Origin of the sequence: Pseudomonas sp. LABIM340 (assembly GCF_040017195.2) — a bacterium.
In the GTDB taxonomy this organism is placed as follows: domain Bacteria; phylum Pseudomonadota; class Gammaproteobacteria; order Pseudomonadales; family Pseudomonadaceae; genus Pseudomonas.
Genome location: NZ_CM200227.1, coordinates 2066090 through 2082875, shown reverse-complemented (window position 1 = coordinate 2082875; position 16786 = coordinate 2066090). Strand labels below are relative to the sequence as shown.

At 65.8% G+C, this 16786-nt stretch carries 14 protein-coding genes; 6 read left to right on the top strand and 8 right to left on the bottom strand.

Going from position 1 to position 16786, the window contains the following annotated elements:
* Positions 1-55: 55 nt before the first annotated feature.
* Positions 56-1711, top strand: coding sequence for a mucoidy inhibitor MuiA family protein (locus ABKS89_RS09780; protein WP_348589464.1), 1656 nt, complete (start codon positions 56-58; stop codon positions 1709-1711).
* A gap of 175 nt (positions 1712-1886) precedes the next feature.
* Positions 1887-2885 (top strand): sulfate ABC transporter substrate-binding protein, encoded by a 999-nt coding sequence (locus ABKS89_RS09775; protein WP_138212864.1) that lies wholly within the window; start codon positions 1887-1889, stop codon positions 2883-2885.
* Between the two features lie 201 nt (positions 2886-3086).
* Here ABKS89_RS09775 and ABKS89_RS09770 read toward each other — a convergent pair whose 3' ends face one another.
* Both ABKS89_RS09770 and ABKS89_RS09765 read right to left on the bottom strand, forming a co-directional pair.
* Entirely contained in the window at positions 3087-4184 is a 1098-nt protein-coding gene (locus ABKS89_RS09770; RefSeq protein ID WP_348589465.1) for a DmpA family aminopeptidase, read from the bottom strand.
* 20 nt (positions 4185-4204) lie between these two features.
* Entirely contained in the window at positions 4205-5569 is a 1365-nt protein-coding gene (locus ABKS89_RS09765; RefSeq protein ID WP_348589466.1) for an APC family permease, read from the bottom strand.
* Between the two features lie 212 nt (positions 5570-5781).
* Here ABKS89_RS09765 and ABKS89_RS09760 point away from each other — a divergent pair, with 212 nt between their 5' ends.
* From ABKS89_RS09760 to ABKS89_RS09750, 3 genes are all read left to right on the top strand, one after another.
* On the top strand, positions 5782-6585 hold the full coding sequence (locus tag ABKS89_RS09760) for a helix-turn-helix transcriptional regulator (RefSeq protein ID WP_348589467.1): 804 nt from the start codon (positions 5782-5784) through the stop codon (positions 6583-6585).
* A gap of 159 nt (positions 6586-6744) precedes the next feature.
* Entirely contained in the window at positions 6745-7329 is a 585-nt protein-coding gene (locus tag ABKS89_RS09755) for an HD domain-containing protein (protein ID WP_348589468.1), read from the top strand.
* A gap of 141 nt (positions 7330-7470) precedes the next feature.
* Positions 7471-8862, top strand: a complete 1392-nt coding sequence (locus ABKS89_RS09750) for an adenylate/guanylate cyclase domain-containing protein (protein ID WP_138212861.1) — start codon at positions 7471-7473, stop codon at positions 8860-8862.
* A 413-nt stretch (positions 8863-9275) separates the two neighbouring features.
* Here the strand turns inward: ABKS89_RS09750 and ABKS89_RS09745 are convergent, their stop codons facing one another.
* Positions 9276-10577 carry a dicarboxylate/amino acid:cation symporter gene (locus tag ABKS89_RS09745; protein ID WP_081518078.1) on the bottom strand — a complete coding sequence of 434 codons (1302 nt, stop codon included), beginning with the start codon at positions 10575-10577 and terminating at the stop codon, positions 9276-9278.
* A gap of 365 nt (positions 10578-10942) precedes the next feature.
* Between ABKS89_RS09745 and ABKS89_RS09740 the strand changes: the two genes are divergently transcribed.
* Positions 10943-11944 carry an AraC family transcriptional regulator gene (locus ABKS89_RS09740; protein ID WP_348589469.1) on the top strand — a complete coding sequence of 334 codons (1002 nt, stop codon included), beginning with the start codon at positions 10943-10945 and terminating at the stop codon, positions 11942-11944.
* 93 nt (positions 11945-12037) lie between these two features.
* Here the strand turns inward: ABKS89_RS09740 and ABKS89_RS09735 are convergent, their stop codons facing one another.
* The 5 genes from ABKS89_RS09735 to ABKS89_RS09715 all read right to left on the bottom strand — a co-directional run bounded on the left by ABKS89_RS09735 (position 12038) and on the right by ABKS89_RS09715 (position 16783).
* Positions 12038-13381: an ATP-binding protein gene (locus ABKS89_RS09735; protein WP_138212859.1), complete on the bottom strand. Its 1344-nt coding sequence runs from the start codon at positions 13379-13381 to the stop codon at positions 12038-12040.
* Entirely contained in the window at positions 13378-14055 is a 678-nt protein-coding gene (locus ABKS89_RS09730) for a response regulator (protein ID WP_138212858.1), read from the bottom strand. The genes ABKS89_RS09735 and ABKS89_RS09730 overlap by 4 nt, the downstream gene beginning before the upstream one ends.
* A 56-nt stretch (positions 14056-14111) precedes the next feature.
* Positions 14112-14723 carry an outer membrane beta-barrel protein gene (locus ABKS89_RS09725; RefSeq protein WP_138212857.1) on the bottom strand — a complete coding sequence of 204 codons (612 nt, stop codon included), beginning with the start codon at positions 14721-14723 and terminating at the stop codon, positions 14112-14114.
* 183 nt (positions 14724-14906) lie between these two features.
* On the bottom strand, positions 14907-16115 hold the full coding sequence (locus ABKS89_RS09720) for a lytic murein transglycosylase (protein WP_348589471.1): 1209 nt from the start codon (positions 16113-16115) through the stop codon (positions 14907-14909).
* Positions 16112-16783, bottom strand: a complete 672-nt coding sequence (locus ABKS89_RS09715) for a polysaccharide lyase family 7 protein (RefSeq protein ID WP_138212855.1) — start codon at positions 16781-16783, stop codon at positions 16112-16114. Before ABKS89_RS09715 ends, ABKS89_RS09720 begins: the two co-directional genes overlap by 4 nt.
* Positions 16784-16786 lie beyond the last annotated feature (3 nt).

Sequence of the window (16786 nt, the reverse complement as noted above, 5' to 3'; positions counted from 1 at the left end):
ACGCCGTGGTGGCGTTCCGCAGTGCCGGCCGCCTTCCAGGCCGCGAGGTGAGCACATGCCCTTTCGATTCCACCCACTGATCCTCGCCATGGCCGGCGCGCTGGCCAGCCCTTCGCTGCTGGCCGCACCGCAGGTCGCCGACAGCCGTATCAGCGCGGTCACCGTCTACACCGACCGCGCTATCGTCACCCGCACCGCCACCCTGCAATTACCGGCCGGCCAGCATGAGATCGCCCTGGAGCAACTGCCCCTGCGCATCGACGACAACAGCCTGCAGGCCTCGCTCAGCGCCAGCGCCGCCGCGACTCTGCTCGACGTCAGCAGCGCGCCGCAGGTTTCGCCGCCCTCCGAGGACAACCGCCTGCAGCAACTGGACGCGCAACTGCGCGAGATCGAACGACAGGAGCGCGAGATCAGCGACCGCGGCAGCGTGCTGGAGAACCAGAAGCAGTTCCTCGCCGACATCCAGGCCAGCAGCACCAAGCCGGGCAAGAACCAGGCGCTGCCGAGCATCGACGAACTGAAGAACCTGCTGCAGTTGAGCGAGGGCAATCTCGCCCGCATCCTCGACGAACAGCGCAAGCTCGACCAGCAGGGTGAGGAGCTGCAGCAGCGCAAGCAGGAGCTGGAGAACCAGCGCAGCCACCTGGCCGGCGACGGCACTCACTACAAGCGAGCAGTCCTGCGCGTGGCGCTGGAGAAGCCCGCTCAGGTCCAACTGCAGCTCAGCTACACGCTCTACGACGCCTCCTGGCGCCCGGCCTACGACGCCCGCCTGCGCGATGGCGAAGAGCAGATCGAGATGAGCTACCAGGGCATAGTCCGGCAGAGCAGCGGCGAAGACTGGACCGACGTCGACCTCACCCTGTCCACCGCCCGCCCCAACCTGGGCAGCAGCGTACCGGCACTCTCGCCGTGGTTCGTCGATACCTTCGACCCGCGCACGGTGATGGCCGCCCGCCCCGCCCCGGTGCCAGCCGCGCCGATGATGGCGCTGGAGGCGAAGAAGGCACAGCGCTTCGCCGCGGACGAGATGGCCGCAGCCGGTTCGCTGGAAGAGATGCCGGTGGCCGTCGCCGAAGTCAGCGGCGCCACCACCAGCGCCTCCTTCCACATCCCGACCCGTGCCACGCTGAACAGCGACGGCAGCTCGCAGAAGGTCTCCATCGCCCAGTTCAAGCTTCCGGCGACCTTCCGCTACCTGGCCACGCCGTCGCTGCGCGAAGCCGCCTACCTGCAGGCCGACACTCGCAACGCCAGTGACTACCCGCTTTTGCCGGGTACGCTCAACACTTACCTGGGGAACACCTTCGTCGCCAGCGGCCAGCTGCGCGCGGTGATGCCGGGCGAGACCTTCGAGCTGGCCCTGGGCGGCGACGAGGCGATGTCGATCAAGCGCAAGCTGGTCAACCGCTACACCGACTACACCGGCCTCACCGGCGGCCGCAAACGCGTCACCTACGAGTTCCGCATCGACGCGCAGAACAACCACAAGACCGAGCAGCGCCTGCAGTTCAAGGACCAGCTGCCGGTCTCGCGCAACGAGCAGATCAAGGTGGCCCTGCTGGAGCCCGAAGACCAGTCCGCCACCCGCGAGGACGACGGCAAGCTGCTGTGGGACTGGCAACTGAAACCGGGCGAGAAACGCAGCACCACCTTCAAGTTCAGCGTGGAATATCCGAAGGAGCTGGAGGTCAGCGGACTGGACTGATGTGCGCCGAGGCAGTCATTGCCCGGCAGGCCTGCTAGGCTGCCGGGCAACCTTCTCCTGCGTTGGGTGCGGAACACGGGGAACCCCGCATAAGCAAATAGCCTTTAAGTATTTAAGTGCCATATAACCTGTCGGCATAATCGACACCCAACAACACTGCCAAAAGGAACTGCTCGTGAAACGTCTGTTCAGCGCCTCGCTGCTGGCCGCCGGCCTCGCCCTGGCCTCCGCCGCCCAGGCCGCCCAGCCCCTGCTCAACGTCTCCTACGACGTGATGCGCGACTTCTACAAGGACTACAACGCCGCCTTCCAGAAACACTGGCAGGAAGAGAAAGGCGAGAAGATCACCATCCAGATGTCCCATGGCGGTTCGAGCAAGCAGGCCCGCGCAGTGATCGACGGCCTGCCGGCCGACGTCATCACCATGAACCAGGCCACCGACATCGATGCCCTGGCCGACAACGGCGGCCTGGTGCCCAAGGACTGGGCGACCCGCCTGCCCAACGACAGCGCGCCCTTCACCTCCGCCACCGTGTTCATCGTGCGCAAGGGCAACCCCAAGGGCCTGAAGGACTGGAACGACCTGGTGAAGCCGGGCGTGCAGGTCGTGGTGCCGAACCCGAAGACCTCGGGCAATGGCCGCTACACCTACCTCTCCGCCTGGGGCTACGCGCAGAAGCATGGCGCCGATGAAGCCAAGGCCAAGGAATTCGTCGCCCAGCTGTTCAAGAACGTCCCGGTGCTGGATACCGGCGGCCGTGCAGCGACCACCACCTTCATGCAAAACCAGATCGGCGACGTGCTGGTGACCTTCGAGAACGAAGCCGAGATGATCGCCCGCGAGTTCGGCCGTGGCGGCTTCGAAGTGGTCTACCCGACCGTCTCCGCCGAAGCCGAGCCGCCGGTGACCGTGGTCGACAAGGTAGTCGACAAGAAAGGCACCCGCGCCGAAGCCGAGGCCTACCTGAAGTACCTGTGGTCCGACGAAGGCCAGACCATCGCCGCGAACAACTACCTGCGCCCGCGCAACCCGGAAGTGCTGGCCAAGTTCTCCGACCGCTTCCCGAAAGTGGACTTCTTCTCCGTGGTGAAGACCTTCGGCGACTGGCGCACCGTGCAGAAGACCCACTTCGCCGACGGCGGCGTGTTCGACCAGATCTACACCCCGAACTGATTCGCCGGGACGGGAAAGACGAAAGCCGGAGCTGCCCTGCAGCTCCGGCTTTTTTCATGGAGTCGCGCTCCTGCAAACAGCGTCGAATCTTTCGGTTGCGACTCGCAGGATGGGTGGAGCGCAGCGATCCCCATGCTGCATCGGCACAGGGCCCATCGATGGGTATCGCTGCGCTCCACACCATCCTACCCATGCGTCATCTCATCCCTTCCAACCCACTTCGCGCAACGCCGCCAGCAGCCGCTCCCCACTCAGCGCAGGCACCAGCACGCCGTCATCGGTGCGCATGTCCTTGCCGGCCAGCAGCACGTTGACGATGGCTTCCTCCACCGCCTCGGCGGCGGCGGCGAACAGCGGCGAGATGTGGTCGTTGTTCACCATCTCCAGGGCCGTGGCGAACGGCAGGCCTTTGCGTCCGTAGTCCGCTGGCGGAAGGTCGCGGTTGCCGGTGGCGAAGGCAAGGAAGATGTCGCCGCTGGAGTCGTCGGTGCCGCCACCCGTGCGGGCGATCCCCAGCGAGGCACGTTGCGCCAGACGCTGGCACTGGTGCGGCAACAGCGGTGCGTCGGTGGCGAGGATCACCACGATGGAGCCCATGCCCGGCGTGCCCTGCTCGGCGAAGGGCGACGGCAGGTCGCCCAGCTGACGGCCGACCGGGTAACCATCCACCCGCAGATCTCGGCGCTGGCCGTGGTTGGCCTGCACCAGCGCGCCCACGGTCCAACCGCCCTGCTCCGCCGGCAACTTGCGCGAGGAGGTGCCGATGCCGCCCTTGAACTCGTGGCAGATCATCCCCGTGCCGCCCCCCACCGGACCTTCCCGCACAGGGCCGGATTCGGCCGCGGCCAGCGCCTCGCGTACCTGTTCGGCGCCGACATGCTGGCCCCAGATGTCGTTGAGCAACCCGTCGTACGTCTCCATCACCACCGGCATGCACCAGTAGATGGACGGGTCCGCCAGCTCGGCATGCTCGGCGGCGATCAGCGCATCGCGCACCGTGCCCACGCTGTGGGTGTTGGTGATGGCGATGGGCGTGGTCAGCAGCCCGGCCTCGCGAATCCACTCAAGGCCGGTGGCGTCGCCATTGCCGTTGAGCACATGGCAGCCGGCGAAGCAGGGTTGCTGGCGCGCCGCGCCGTCACGTGGTTGCACTACCGTGACCCCGGTGCGCACGGCCTTGCCGTCGCGCTCGCCGATCAGAGTACTGTGGCCGACACGGATGCCAGGCACATCGGTGATGGCGTTGAACTCGCCGGGAGTGCCCAGGCCGAGGGTGATGCCGAGTTGACGAGCGCGCATGCTGTCTCCTTGGAGGGGTTTCAGAGCTTCTGGAAGGCCGGGCTGAGCTTGCCGTAGGTGCTGTAGAGAATCACCGACACGGCCAGTATCCCGACAATGATCATGACGTCCCGCGAAGAGGCGTCCAGTAGCAGGTTGAGCAACAGGTAGCCGGCGCCGACCACCGCCAGCATCGCCGGCAGCGGCCACAGCGGCATGCGGTAGGGGTGCTCGCGGTCGCGGCGCAGCACGCGGCTGAACAGCGCGCAGAGCGCCACCACCAGGTAGACCATCACCAGTAGCAGCACGGTGAATGAGGTCAGCTCCTCCAGGTTCGAGCTGAAGCTCAGCGCCGCCGAGGGCACACCGAGGAACAGCGTGGCGATCCACGGCGATTCCCAGCGCGGGTGGATGCGGGTGAAGGCGCGGTTCATCAGCGGCGTCCACAGCTCGTCGCGGCCGCTGCTGAAGATCACCCGGCCGACCTGGATGACGATGGCGACGATGGCGTTGAACACCGAGAGGAAGATGCCGGCGCTGACCAGCCGCGACAGCGTTGCATTGCCGTGGGCGGTGAGCAGGTAGCCGACCGGATCGGGACTGGCGATCATGTCCTGCAGCGACGGCGCGCCCAGCAGCAGTGCGGTCAGCGGGACGATCTCGATGGCCACCACCAGCACCAGCGACCAGATCACCGCCCGGTGCACATTGCGCCCACCGCACTTCATGTCCTCGGCCAGCAGCACCGCGCCGCCGAAGCCGTTGTAGGAGAACAGCGCGGTGCCCACGGCGCCGATCACCAGCACCCAGGGCGCGGCGGCCAGTATCCCGCCGTCGATGTGCTGCGGCTGCACCAGCACGCTCATTGGCTGGCTGACGTGGCCGAAGCCGAGCACGACTATCACCAGCAACGCCGCCACTTCGCAGAGCAGGAACACCCCGGTGATCCAGGCGTTCACGCGGATGTTGAGGATGCCCAGCACGTAGCTGGCGGCGACTATCACCAGGGCGACGGTCTGGGTGTCGAAGTTCGTCCCCAGCGCGTTGTTGAGGTAGGTCGCCGCGCCCGTCGCCAGTACCGGCGGGATGAACAGCAGCGAGACCAGCACGGTGAGGAAGGTGGCATAGCCGGCGAGCCCCCCGAATACGCGCTTGGCGTAGACGTACTCGCCGCCGGCGGAGCTGTGCGCGCGGCCGAGTTCGGCGTAGCACCAGGCGAACATCAGCGCCAGGAAGCCGGCGAAGACAAAGGCCAGGAAGGCGCCGCTGCCGGCCTGCTGGATGGCAAAGGGAGCGATGACGAAAACGGAGCTGGCGGGGGTGACCGCCGAGACGGTAATGGCGACTACGTCGAGCACGCCCAGGCTGGGCTTGAGCGCGCTCGCTGGCGCAGGGGAAGCGCTCATATCGTTGTTTCCTCGTGTTGTTATTGGTGGCTGAGGCAGGAACGAAAACCTTGTCGCGCCCTCTTGCTCGGGGCGTCAGGTGGCGCTGAGTCTGTGCGGGGCACGCGGAGCGGCCAATCACCATTTGGGGTTACGCCCCCTTGACGGCAGGCAGGTAAAAGGAGGAAACCGTGGGCCGAACCCACGCCGCCTCTTTCGGAGAAACACCGCCGATGCACACCCTGTTCCGCGAGGTCGGCATGCACGCTAACCTCGGCCGCGCCATCGAGCAAATCGGCCAGCCGCGCTTCTGGAAGCAACTGGTCCTGCTGCTGCACCAGTGGCTGCCGTTCGATAACGCCCTGGCGATGTTCTACCCGGCCAGTGGCACCCCGGTGGCGATGGAGGAATACGACGCCGAGCCCACCGCCGGGCCGGCGGCCATGGCTATCTACCTCGACGGCCTGTTCCAACTCGACCCGTTCTACCAGGCCTGCCGCGAGGGCGTGCCCAGCGGGTTGTACCGGCTGGAGGAAATCTCCCCGGACCAGTTCCGCCAGAGCGAATACTTCCTCAGCTACTTCCACGACAACGTGCTGGAAGACGAGGTGCAGTTCATCCTCCAACTGCCCGGCCAGGGCGCGCTGTCGTTGTCACTGGGTATGCGCAAGCTGTTCGATGGCGAGCAGACCGGCCTGCTGGCGATGCTCTGCCCCTGGGTGCTGGCTCTGATGCAGCAGCACTGGCAGCAGCGCAGCCAGCGCCTGCTGCCGGGCACCAGCGACGGCGTGGCGGTGCAGGTGCGCGACGCCCTGAGCCACTTCGGCGCTGGCGTGCTCTCCGAGCGTGAGCTGGAGATCGCCCGGCTGATCCTCCGGGGTTACTCCTCCAAGGCCATGGCCGAGCGCCTGGCGATCTCGCCGGAGACCATCAAGGTCCACCGCCGACATCTGTACAACAAGCTCGACATCTCCTCGCAGCCGGAGCTGTTCTCGCTGTTCCTGCAGTCGCTGGGGCACGATCCGCAGAATCCCTGAGCGGCCGCCACGCCCATCCGCGCGGCTGATACCGCGCCATTCGCGCCCACCGGGACACCCCGCTGGCGCTGCACGGACACTACCACGTGCCCGTCAGGCTTCTAGACTGGACCCGTGCCATCCAGACACGCCACGACAATCACAAGAGAGCACAGCCTGATGAACGCACGCGCCAATTTCACCCACATGGAAGACGGCAGCGCCGAGGACTGGGCGATCATCGCCAAGGACTTCGGCCAGTACGCCGCGCTTCTGCCCGACCGCATCATGACCCACCTGCGCCTGCTCGACGGCGACTTCGGCGGCTTCCCGGTGGACCGCCTGACCCACTCGCTGCAGACTGCCACCCTCGCCCACCGCGACGGCCGCGACGAGGAATACGTGGTCTGCGCCCTGCTCCACGACATCGGCGACACCCTCGGCTCGTTCAACCACGCCGACATCGCCGCGGCCATCCTCAAGCCGTTCGTCAGCGAGGCGAACCTGTGGATGATCGAGAAGCACGCGATCTTCCAGGGTTACTACTTCTTCCATCACCTGGGCCTGGACCGGCACCTGCGCGAGCAGTTCAAGGACCACCCGCAGTTCGAGCAGACCATCGAATTCTGCGCGCGCTACGACGCCGCCGCCTTCGATCCGGACGGCGAAGTGCTGCCCCTGGAGTTCTTCGAGCCCATGCTGCGCCGGGTCCTTGCACAGCCCCGCCGCTCGATCTACCAGAAGCCCGACGGCACGATGGCCTGAGGGTCCCGAGGTGACCGGCGGTCCGCGACGAAGAGTGGCGAACCGCCGCTGGTCCGGGGGCTGCGCATGGAATAAGATTCCTCCCAAAATCAGACGCGCAACTGGCCACGAGCCTACGCGCACCAGGGAAGTTTCTTGCGCATGAAGCCTAACGTTCTTGAGCGTGTCAGCAGTCCGCTCACCCCCGCCCCTCTGCGCGAGTACCACTCCCGCGTGCTGGCGTATATCGCCATCGCCGCGACCATCACCGCCGGCACCTTCGCCAAGTACTTCGGCTACGAGATCCTCTGGATGATCCCGTACGCCCTGCTCTACCCGCATCTCGCCCAGCAGGTCAGCCGCCGCTTCAAGCGCGACAATCCGCAGCGCACCCGCCTGGTGCTGCTGTTCATCGACGCCCTGCACGCCGGTATCGCCACCACACTGCTGGGCTTCTCCGAGGTGCCCAGCCTGATGCTGGTGCTGATCCTCGCCTTCTCCGCGCTGATCATCGGCGGCCTGCGCTCCCTGGGCCTGGCGCTGCTGGTCGCACTGAGCGCCGCGGTCCTCAGCGCCGCGCTGATCGCTCCGGCCTACAAGGGCCAGACGCCGAGCATCGTCGCGCTGGTCAGCGTGCTGTTCTCGACCCTGTACATCTGCATCACCGCCTTCTTCGTGCACCAGCAGGGCCTGCGCCTGGCCCAGGCCCGCTCGGACATCACCCTGGAGCAGGAAAAGGCCGCGCGCCTGGCCAGCAACCTGGCCAAGTACCTGTCGCCGCAGGTGTGGGAATCGATCTTCAGCGGCAAGCGCACGGTGCGCCTGGAGACCCAGCGCAAGAAGCTCACGGTGTTCTTCTCCGACATCAAGGGTTTCACCGAGCTGTCAGAGGAACTCGAGGCCGAGGCGCTCACCGACATGCTCAACAACTACCTCAACGAGATGTCGAAGATCGCACTGAAGTACGGCGGCACCATCGACAAGTTCGTCGGCGACTGCGTGATGGTGTTCTTCGGCGACCCGGCCACCCAGGGCGCGAAGAAGGACGCCGTGGCCGCCGTGTCCATGGCCGTGGCCATGCGCAAGCACATGAAGGTCATGCGCCAGCAGTGGCGCGCCCAGGGCATCACCAAGCCGCTGGAGGTGCGCATGGGCCTGAACACCGGCTACTGCACCGTGGGCAACTTCGGCGCCGACACACGCATGGACTACACCATCATCGGCCGCGAAGTGAACCTCGCCAGCCGCCTGGAAAGCGCCGCCGAAGCCGGCGAGATCCTCATCAGCCACGAGACCTACTCGCTGGTGAAGGACGTGCTGATGTGCCGCGACAAGGGCCAGATCGCCGTGAAGGGCTTCAGCAAGCCGGTGCAGATCTACCAGGTGGTCGACTTCCGCCGCGACCTGGGCTCCAACCCCAGCTTCGTCGAGCACGAGGTGCCGGGTTTCTCCATGTACCTGGACACCAACAACGTGCAGAACTACGACAAGGAACGGGTCATCCAGGCGCTGCAGCAGGCGGCGGAGAAGCTCAAGGACAAGATCATTCTCTGATCCACCAGCCTCCTCGCTGCCCCCCGTCCGGTCGCGGACAGAGTCCGCTCCTACGCTCGCCGGGTGTCATCTGGAATCCGGCAAGGCTGACGCCTTGCGTCGCGGGCATGGCCCGCTCCTACACTCTGCCTGATTCCCCCGCGCCAGCTCCCCTGTAGGAGCGGGCCACGCCCGCGATCCGTCGCCTGGCGACGGCCTGCCCCAACCGAAGTGTCACTGCGCGATCGCCCCCGGTCCTTGCTGGTGAACCTGATCAACGCCAGAGCAGCCGGGAAAGGCTTCGCGAGCAAGCTCGCTCCTACAAAGGCCCCCGGCCTTTTCATCCGCCCATAAAAAAGCCCGCTCAATCGAGCGGGCTGGAAAGGCTCCGGCGCTTCACGTTCACCGGGCCGAATTGCTCTTTAGCGAACCCGTCAGGAAGGCTGAAGCTCCGCGGAGTTACCCGGGCCGGCGGCCAGTTCGGTGGACAGGGTCTTCTCGTCCAGCTGCTTGCACCACTTGGCAACCACGATGGTGGCCACGCCGTTGCCGACCAGGTTGGTCAGGGCGCGGGCTTCGGACATGAAGCGGTCGATACCCAGGATCAGCGCCAGGCCCGCAACCGGCAGGTGGCCGACGGCAGACAAGGTGGCGGCCAGCACGATGAAGCCCGAACCAGTGACGCCGGCGGCGCCCTTGGAGGCGATCAGCAGCACGACCAGCAGGGTCAGCTGGTGGGTGATGTCCATCGGGGTGTCAGTGGCCTGGGCGATGAACACGGCAGCCATGGTCAGGTAGATCGAGGTGCCGTCGAGGTTGAACGAGTAGCCGGTGGGGATCACCAGGCCGACGACGCTCTTGTCGGCGCCCAGCTTCTCCATCTTGGCGATCATGCGCGGCAGGGCCGATTCGGAGGACGAGGTGCCCAGCACGATCAGCAGTTCTTCGCGGATGTAGGAGATGAAGCGCAGGATGCTGAAGCCGTGGGCGCGGGCGATGCCACCCAGCACGATCAGCACGAACAGCAGGCAGGTGATGTAGAAGCACAGCATCAGCTGGCCCAGCTGCACCAGCGAGCCGAGACCGTAGGCACCGATGGTGAAGGCCATGGCACCGAAGGCACCGATGGGAGCGACCTTCATGATCACGTTGATGATGTTGAACATCACGTGGGTGATGCGATCGATGAACTCGAACACCGGCTTGCCGTAGTCACCCAGGCGGTGCAGCGCGTAGCCGAACAGCACGGAGAAGAACAGCACCTGAAGAATGTCACCGTTGGCGAAGGCGCCGACCACGGTGCTCGGGATGACGTTCATGAAGAAGTCGATGGTGCTCTGCTTCTCGCCCGAAGCGATGAAGCCGGTGAGCGCCGCGTTCTTGTTCATTTCGGCGGTCAGCGTGGCGACGTCGGCGTGCATGCCGGCACCCGGCTGGACGACGTTGACCACGACCAGGCCGATGATCAGCGCGACGGTGGAAACGATTTCGAAGTACAGCAGCGCCATGCCGCCCGTCTTGCCCACGGCCTTCATGCTCTGCATGCCGGCGATGCCGGTAACCACGGTGCAGAAGATGATCGGCGCGATGGCCATCTTGATCAGTTTGACGAAGCCATCGCCCAGCGGCTTCATCAGTTTGGCGGTGTCGGGGTAGAAGTGGCCGAGTGCGATACCGATGGCGATGGCGATCAGTACCTGCACGTACAGGCTTTTGTAGAAGGGTTGCTTGGTCATGGCAGCTCTGTCCTCACGGGCGAGTGCTCCCTGGGAGGAAACACAAGACCGAACGCGTTATCTCCCTGCAATGGGAGAATTTGTTTTCAGGGCATGCCAGAAGGCAGGCCTTGATCGCATATGGCAAGTGCTGTGCCAGACCTTTAAAAAATATCTAATCCCTTTAAATTCAATAGCTTCCGTAAAAAGTCGCGGCACGGAAGGCCTCAGAAATGGCGGAAACCCGCCTTCGGACTGGCGGGTTTCCCGCCCTCTGGCGGGTATCCGCCACGGCCTTCGTACCGTAGATTGTAGAACTCCGGTCAGGTTCGATCGGGTTAACCGCGCGGCTGTTGGACGTGCGGGCAGAACAACAAGGACCGCTCATGCGTGAACGCACCATTGCCAGCCATTTCGTCCGCGCCGCCGTCCATGGGGCCCAGCGCAAGGGGCTGGACATCCAAGTCCTGCTGCGTGACGCCGGCATCGCCCCGGCCATCCTCGACGAGCCCCGCGCACGCATCGATCCATCGCAGTTCACCTGCCTGATGCAACGCCTGTGGGAAGTGCTCGACGACGAGTACATGGGCTTCGGCGCCATGCCCAGCAAGCGCGGCACCTTCGCCATGATGTGCAACGCGATCATCCATTGCCGCACGCTGGAAAAGGCACTGGGACGCGGCGCGCTGTTCTACGGACTGTTTCCCGAAGCACCACGGATCGAGCTGGTGCGCGACGGCGACCGCGCCCGCCTGACCCTGGACGAAACCCACCTGCGTGACCCGGACCACTTCCTCGCCGAGAGCCTGCTGCTGATCTGGCACCGCCTGGCCAGCTGGCTGATCGGCCAGCGCATCCGCCTGGAGGAAGCCACCTTCAGCTACCCGGCGCCCGAGCACCAGGCCGAGTACGACCTGCTGTTCCCCTGCCCTCGCCGCTTTTCCGCCGGCAGCACCAGCCTGCTCCTGCTGGCGCGCTACCTGGACATGCCGCTGCTGCAGGACGAGCGCACGCTCAAGCACTTCCTCAAGGATTCCCCCGCCGACCTGCTCGCCCGCCCCGACGGCGGCGACAGCCTGACCAGCCAGATCCGCCGCCTGCTCGGCCGCGACTGCCGCAGCTGGCCGGACCTGGAACAGGTCGCCGCACAACTGCACATGAGCCCGCAGACCCTGCGCCGGCATCTGCGCGAGGAAGGGCCGAACTTCCAGGAGCTCAAGGACCAGCTGCGCCGCGACCTGGCGATCTACTACCTGGGCCGCGACGAACACTCGATCCAGGACATCGCCGACCAGCTCGGCTTCTCCGAGCCCTCGGCGTTCCACCGGGCGTTCAAGAAATGGACGGGGCTGACGCCGGGGGCCTATCGGGCGCAGCAGGGGGAATAACTCGGCTTCAACCTGTAGGAGCGGGCCATGCCCGCGATCGCGCGCATGGCGCGCTCCTACAATTGAGCGCCGGCGCCCAGCCCAAGCTGCGGGCTAACCCGGCAAACGAATCCGGAAACACGCCCCGCCCAGCTCGGACTCCTCCAGCGCCAGCTCGCCGTCGTAGCTGTCGATGATGTCCTTCACCACCGCCGTGCCGATGCCCTGGCCGGGGTGCTGGGTGTCCAGGCGCTCGCCGCGCTTGAGGATGCGCTCGCGCTGGCTGGCCGGCACACCGGGGCCGTCGTCTTCGATGATCAGCTCGAACAGCCGGCCGTTCTTGCGCGCGCTGACCTTTACCGTGGTCAGACACAGGCGGTAGGCGTTCTCCAGCAGATTGCCGAGCATCTCCAGCAAGGCGCCCTTTTCCAGCGGCAGGGAAAAGCCCGGCGGAATATCCCGTTCCAGTTTCACGCGCTTGTCGCGGTAGACCTTGTCCAGTGCGCCGCCGATGGTGTCCAGCAGCGGATCGAGTGCCGCGCGGTGGCGGATCAGGCCGCTCTTGCGCATGGTCGCACGCTGCAGCTGGTAGCCGATCTGCTGGCTCATGCGCTCGATCTGGGTCTGCAGCACCTGTACCTGCTCGCGGTTCTTCGGCTCGTCGGCGAGGGTTTCGCTGACGCCCTGCAGCACCGCCAGCGGCGTTTTCAGGCTGTGGGCAAGATCGCCCAGGGAGTTGCGATAGCGCTCGCGCTGGGCACGCTCGCTTTCCAGCAGGCGGTTCACCGAGTCGGTCAGGCGCAGCATCTCGGCGGGGTGATCGTCGCTCAGGCGTTCGCGGTCGCCGGTTTCGATCTGATCCAGCTCCGAACGCAGGCCGCGCATGGAGCGGAAGCCCCAGCCGAGGCCGAGCCACAACAGGCCCAGCAACAGCAGCAGCGCGCCACCCAGCCACAGGTAGAGCTGGTCGCGGAAGCCGCTGACCAGCTCGCGGAACTCGCTTTCCGGCTGCATGGTGACGATGCTGTAGGCCGCGCGCTTGCCACCGAGCAGGTCGATCTCCACGTCGTAGACGAAGAACTCCTGGCCGGTGGCGTCGCGGATACGGGTGAACTCGTCGATCAGTCCGTCGTACTTGGGCGAGTAATCAACGCTCTCGTCCTGGGCCGAGGTGGAGCGCCACACCAGCTTGCCGGACTGGTCGTAGATGAAGCCCAGCAACTTGGACTCGGGGAGGTTGAAGTCCTCCACCGGCAGGTGCTCGGGCATGCTCAGGACATTGCCCTCGATGCGCGCCGAGGACACCAGGGTCGCCACGTCCGCCGCCAGGCGCTGCTGGATGGCGTTCTCCAGGGCGATGCTGAACGCACGCTGGAGAGCCGGCAGCAGCGCCGCCATGAACAGCACGGCGAGAATCGCCGCGCCGATCATCAGCCGCAGCCGCAGCGAGCGGATCATTTACACAGCTCGTTGAAGATGTAGCCCTGGCCACGCACGGTATCGATCGGCTTGAAAGCCGCCGCGCCCTCCAATTTGCGGCGCAGGCGGCCGACCAGCACCTCGATGACATTCGGGTCGCGCTCGTCGTCGTCCGGGTAGAGCTGCTCGATCAGGCGTTCCTTGGCCACCACCTGCTGGTGATGGCGCATGAGGTATTCGAGGATGCGGTACTCGAAGGCGGTCAGCTGCAGCGACTCGCCGTTGACCAGCGCCTGCTTGCGGTTGGTGTCCAGCACCAGCGGGCCGGCCTCGATGCTCGACTGGGCGAAGCCGCTGGAGCGGCGCAGCAGCGCGTTCAGCCGGGCCTCCAGCTCTTCGAACTGGAAGGGCTTGACCACGTAGTCGTCGGCGCCGGCGGCCAGGCCTTCGACCTTGTCCTGCCAGTTGCCACGAGCGGTAAGGATGAGAATGGGGAAGGTCTTGCCCTGGCTGCGGAATTCGCGGATCAGATCCAGGCCGCTCATGCCCGGCAGGCCCAGGTCGATCATCGCCAGGTCGTGATGGTATTCGCTGGCGCGGTACAGCGCCTCTTCGGCATTGGCGACGGCATCGACCACATGGCCTTGCTCGCCGAGCCGGGTATACAGGTGATGGCGCAACAGCGCCTCGTCTTCCACCACCAGCAGTTTCATGCGCGTGCTCCCTGAGTCAGGCAACCGGGCCACGCGGGGCCCGGTTGCGGTACCGGTCAGAACTTGTAGTTTGCGCCCAGGTAGAACTGGGAGCTGCTGTGCAGGTCAAGGGATCCAACCTTGCCGCCACCGTGCGGGCTCATCTCGGTACTCGCGTTGGTACGCAGGTAACGGTAGCCGCCTTCTACGGATGCGTTCTTGCCGAGTTCCTGGAGGATACCGGCTTGGGCGCCGATGGCGTAACCCACATCGCTGTCGCGGCTGTAGCCCTTGGAGTCCTGCTCCAGCTTGACCAGGCCGGCGGTGCCGCCACCGAACAGCTTGGTGCCCTGGTCGCCCAGCGGCAGGAAGGCGTCGTAGCTGCCGAGCAGGTTCTGCTGGCGCAGCTTCAGGCCGTTCTCGGTGTCGGAGACGTTTTCATAGGTGATGTAGTAGCGACCCTGCTCCATCTGCTGGCCGGCACGTACGCCCCAGGTGCCGCTGTTGTTGATCACGCTGTCGAATTTCGGGTTGCCGAGGTTGCGGTTCAGCGCGTCGGACTTCTGGATGTTGTTGCTGGTTTCGCCCCAGGTCATACCGACGAAGGTGTCGGCGGCGCTGGCTGCGGTGGCGGCGAAGCTGGCACCGAGGATGGCGGTGGCGAGGGCGATTTTCTTCATGGTGTTCATGGGGATTCTCCCGTCAAGGATGTCTGAAATGTGTTGACGGGGAGTAGGTTACGAGGGGGGCACTGAACCGAACCTGTCGGACTGCTGAACCAATGCTGAACGACTTGGCTGAAGGAAATTTCGCTCTTACAGAAATGCGAAGCCCCGGCACAGGCCGGGGCTTCGCTGGAACTGGCAGGATGCTCAGCCGCCCTGCAACGCCTTCAGGATCTTCTGCCCGGCACGCCCGTCCGCCGGCGTCATACCGCGCTTGTTCTGCTCCTGCTGGATCGCCTTGCGCGTCACGTCACCGATCATGCCGTCGGGCTGGCCGATGTCGTAGCCACGCTGGATCAGCAACTCCTGCAGCTCCTTGCGCTGTGCCCGGCTCAGGCCCGCATCGTCGGTCGGCCAGGGCGTGCGCAGGCCCGGCTCACCGCGGAGGCGGTCGGACAACAGGGCGATGGCCAGTGCGTAGCTTTCCGCCGCGTTGTAGGAATAGATCGCGTCGTAGTTGCGCAACACCAGGAAGGCCGGGCCGTTGGCGCCCGCCGGCAGCAAGATCGCCGCCTTGGAATCGATGCTCGGGATCGGCTTTCCATCGACGCGCTTCACGCCACGGCTGGTCCAGTCGGACAGCGCACGGCGCTTGGTGCGCCCGGCCAGCGAAGCGTCGAAGCCCGCCGGCAGTTTCACCTCGTAGCCCCAGGGCTGCCCTTCGCGCCAGCCGGCCTTGCGCAGGTAGTTGGCGGTGGACGCCAGGGCGTCGGCGGTGCTGCCTACGAGGTCGCGATGACCGTCGCCGTCGAAGTCTTCTGCGATGCGCGCGTAGGTCGAAGGCATGAACTGCGTCTGGCCAAAGGCGCCCGCCCAGGAACCGGTGATGCCGCTGTCGCGGATATCGCCCTGCTGCAGCAACTTGAGGGTGGCGATGAACTCGCCCTGGAAGAACGACTGGCGCCGCCCGTAGCAGGACAGCGTCGACAGCGACACCAGCAGCGGGCGCTTGCCGGTGATGCGGCCGTAATCGCTCTCCACGCCCCATACGGCGACCACCGTGGCCGGGTCGACCTGATAGCGCGCGGCAACCTTGCGCAGCAGGTCGGCGTGCTCGGCCATGCGCGCCTTGCCGTCGGCAACGCGCTGGTCGTCCACCAGCCCGGCCAGGTAGTCCCAGATCGGCGTGGTGAACTCGGGCTGGGCGTCCAGCAACGGCAGAACGGTCATGTCCGGCTGCAGGCCCTGGGTGAACTGCGCGAAGCTGGCGGAGCTGACGCCCTTGGCCTGGGCGGCGCCCTGCAGGCGGTTCAGGCAGGAGCCGAAATCGTCGCCCGGCGCGGCCTGCACCAGTGCCGCCGGCAGCAGCAGGGACAAGGCCAGGGATGCGCGGCGCGCGATGGAGGAAGTCTTCATTGGTGTCGAATGCTCAGATCGGTGAAGGTGGCGCGCCCGCCCTCGCTGGCGGGCCCGCGATTGTCCTGCAGGTAGAGCCCTGCCTTGAAGTACAGGCCCTGGTAAGCCCATTTCGTATCCAGTTGCTGGCTGACCTGGCCGTCCTCGACCTGCACGCTCAGCACCCCGCTGCTGGACACGCCCAGGCGGTAGGTAAAGGTATCGCCCAGCGGAATGCCGTCATAGACGGTATAGGTGCGCGTGGTGATGTCGTCCGGTCGGTCGCGAACCAGCGCCTGTACCCGCGCCTTATCCAGGCGCTGCTGGTAGACCAGCTTGACCAGCGGCAGGGCCTCGGCGCTGCCGCTGCCGTTGCTGTGGATCTGCCCGATCACCATGCGCCGGCTGGAGGGCACGGATTCCACGCGCAACGTGGCAACCATCAGGTTCTCCGCCAGCGGATAGCGCCAGGTCACCAGGCGGCCGTCGGGCTTGGTCTCGCGTAGTTCGGTACGGGGATATTCGCTGCCGCTGGTGTGGGCGCCGTTCACCGGCACCCAGAACTCCACGCCATCGGTGCTGCGGCGGAAATACGGGCTCTCGTAGTCACGGCCGAGTTTCGCCGTGGAAATGGTCGCGGCCGGGCCGCGTTGGGGAATGGTCAGATTCCAGGTGCTCAGGTCCAACATCGG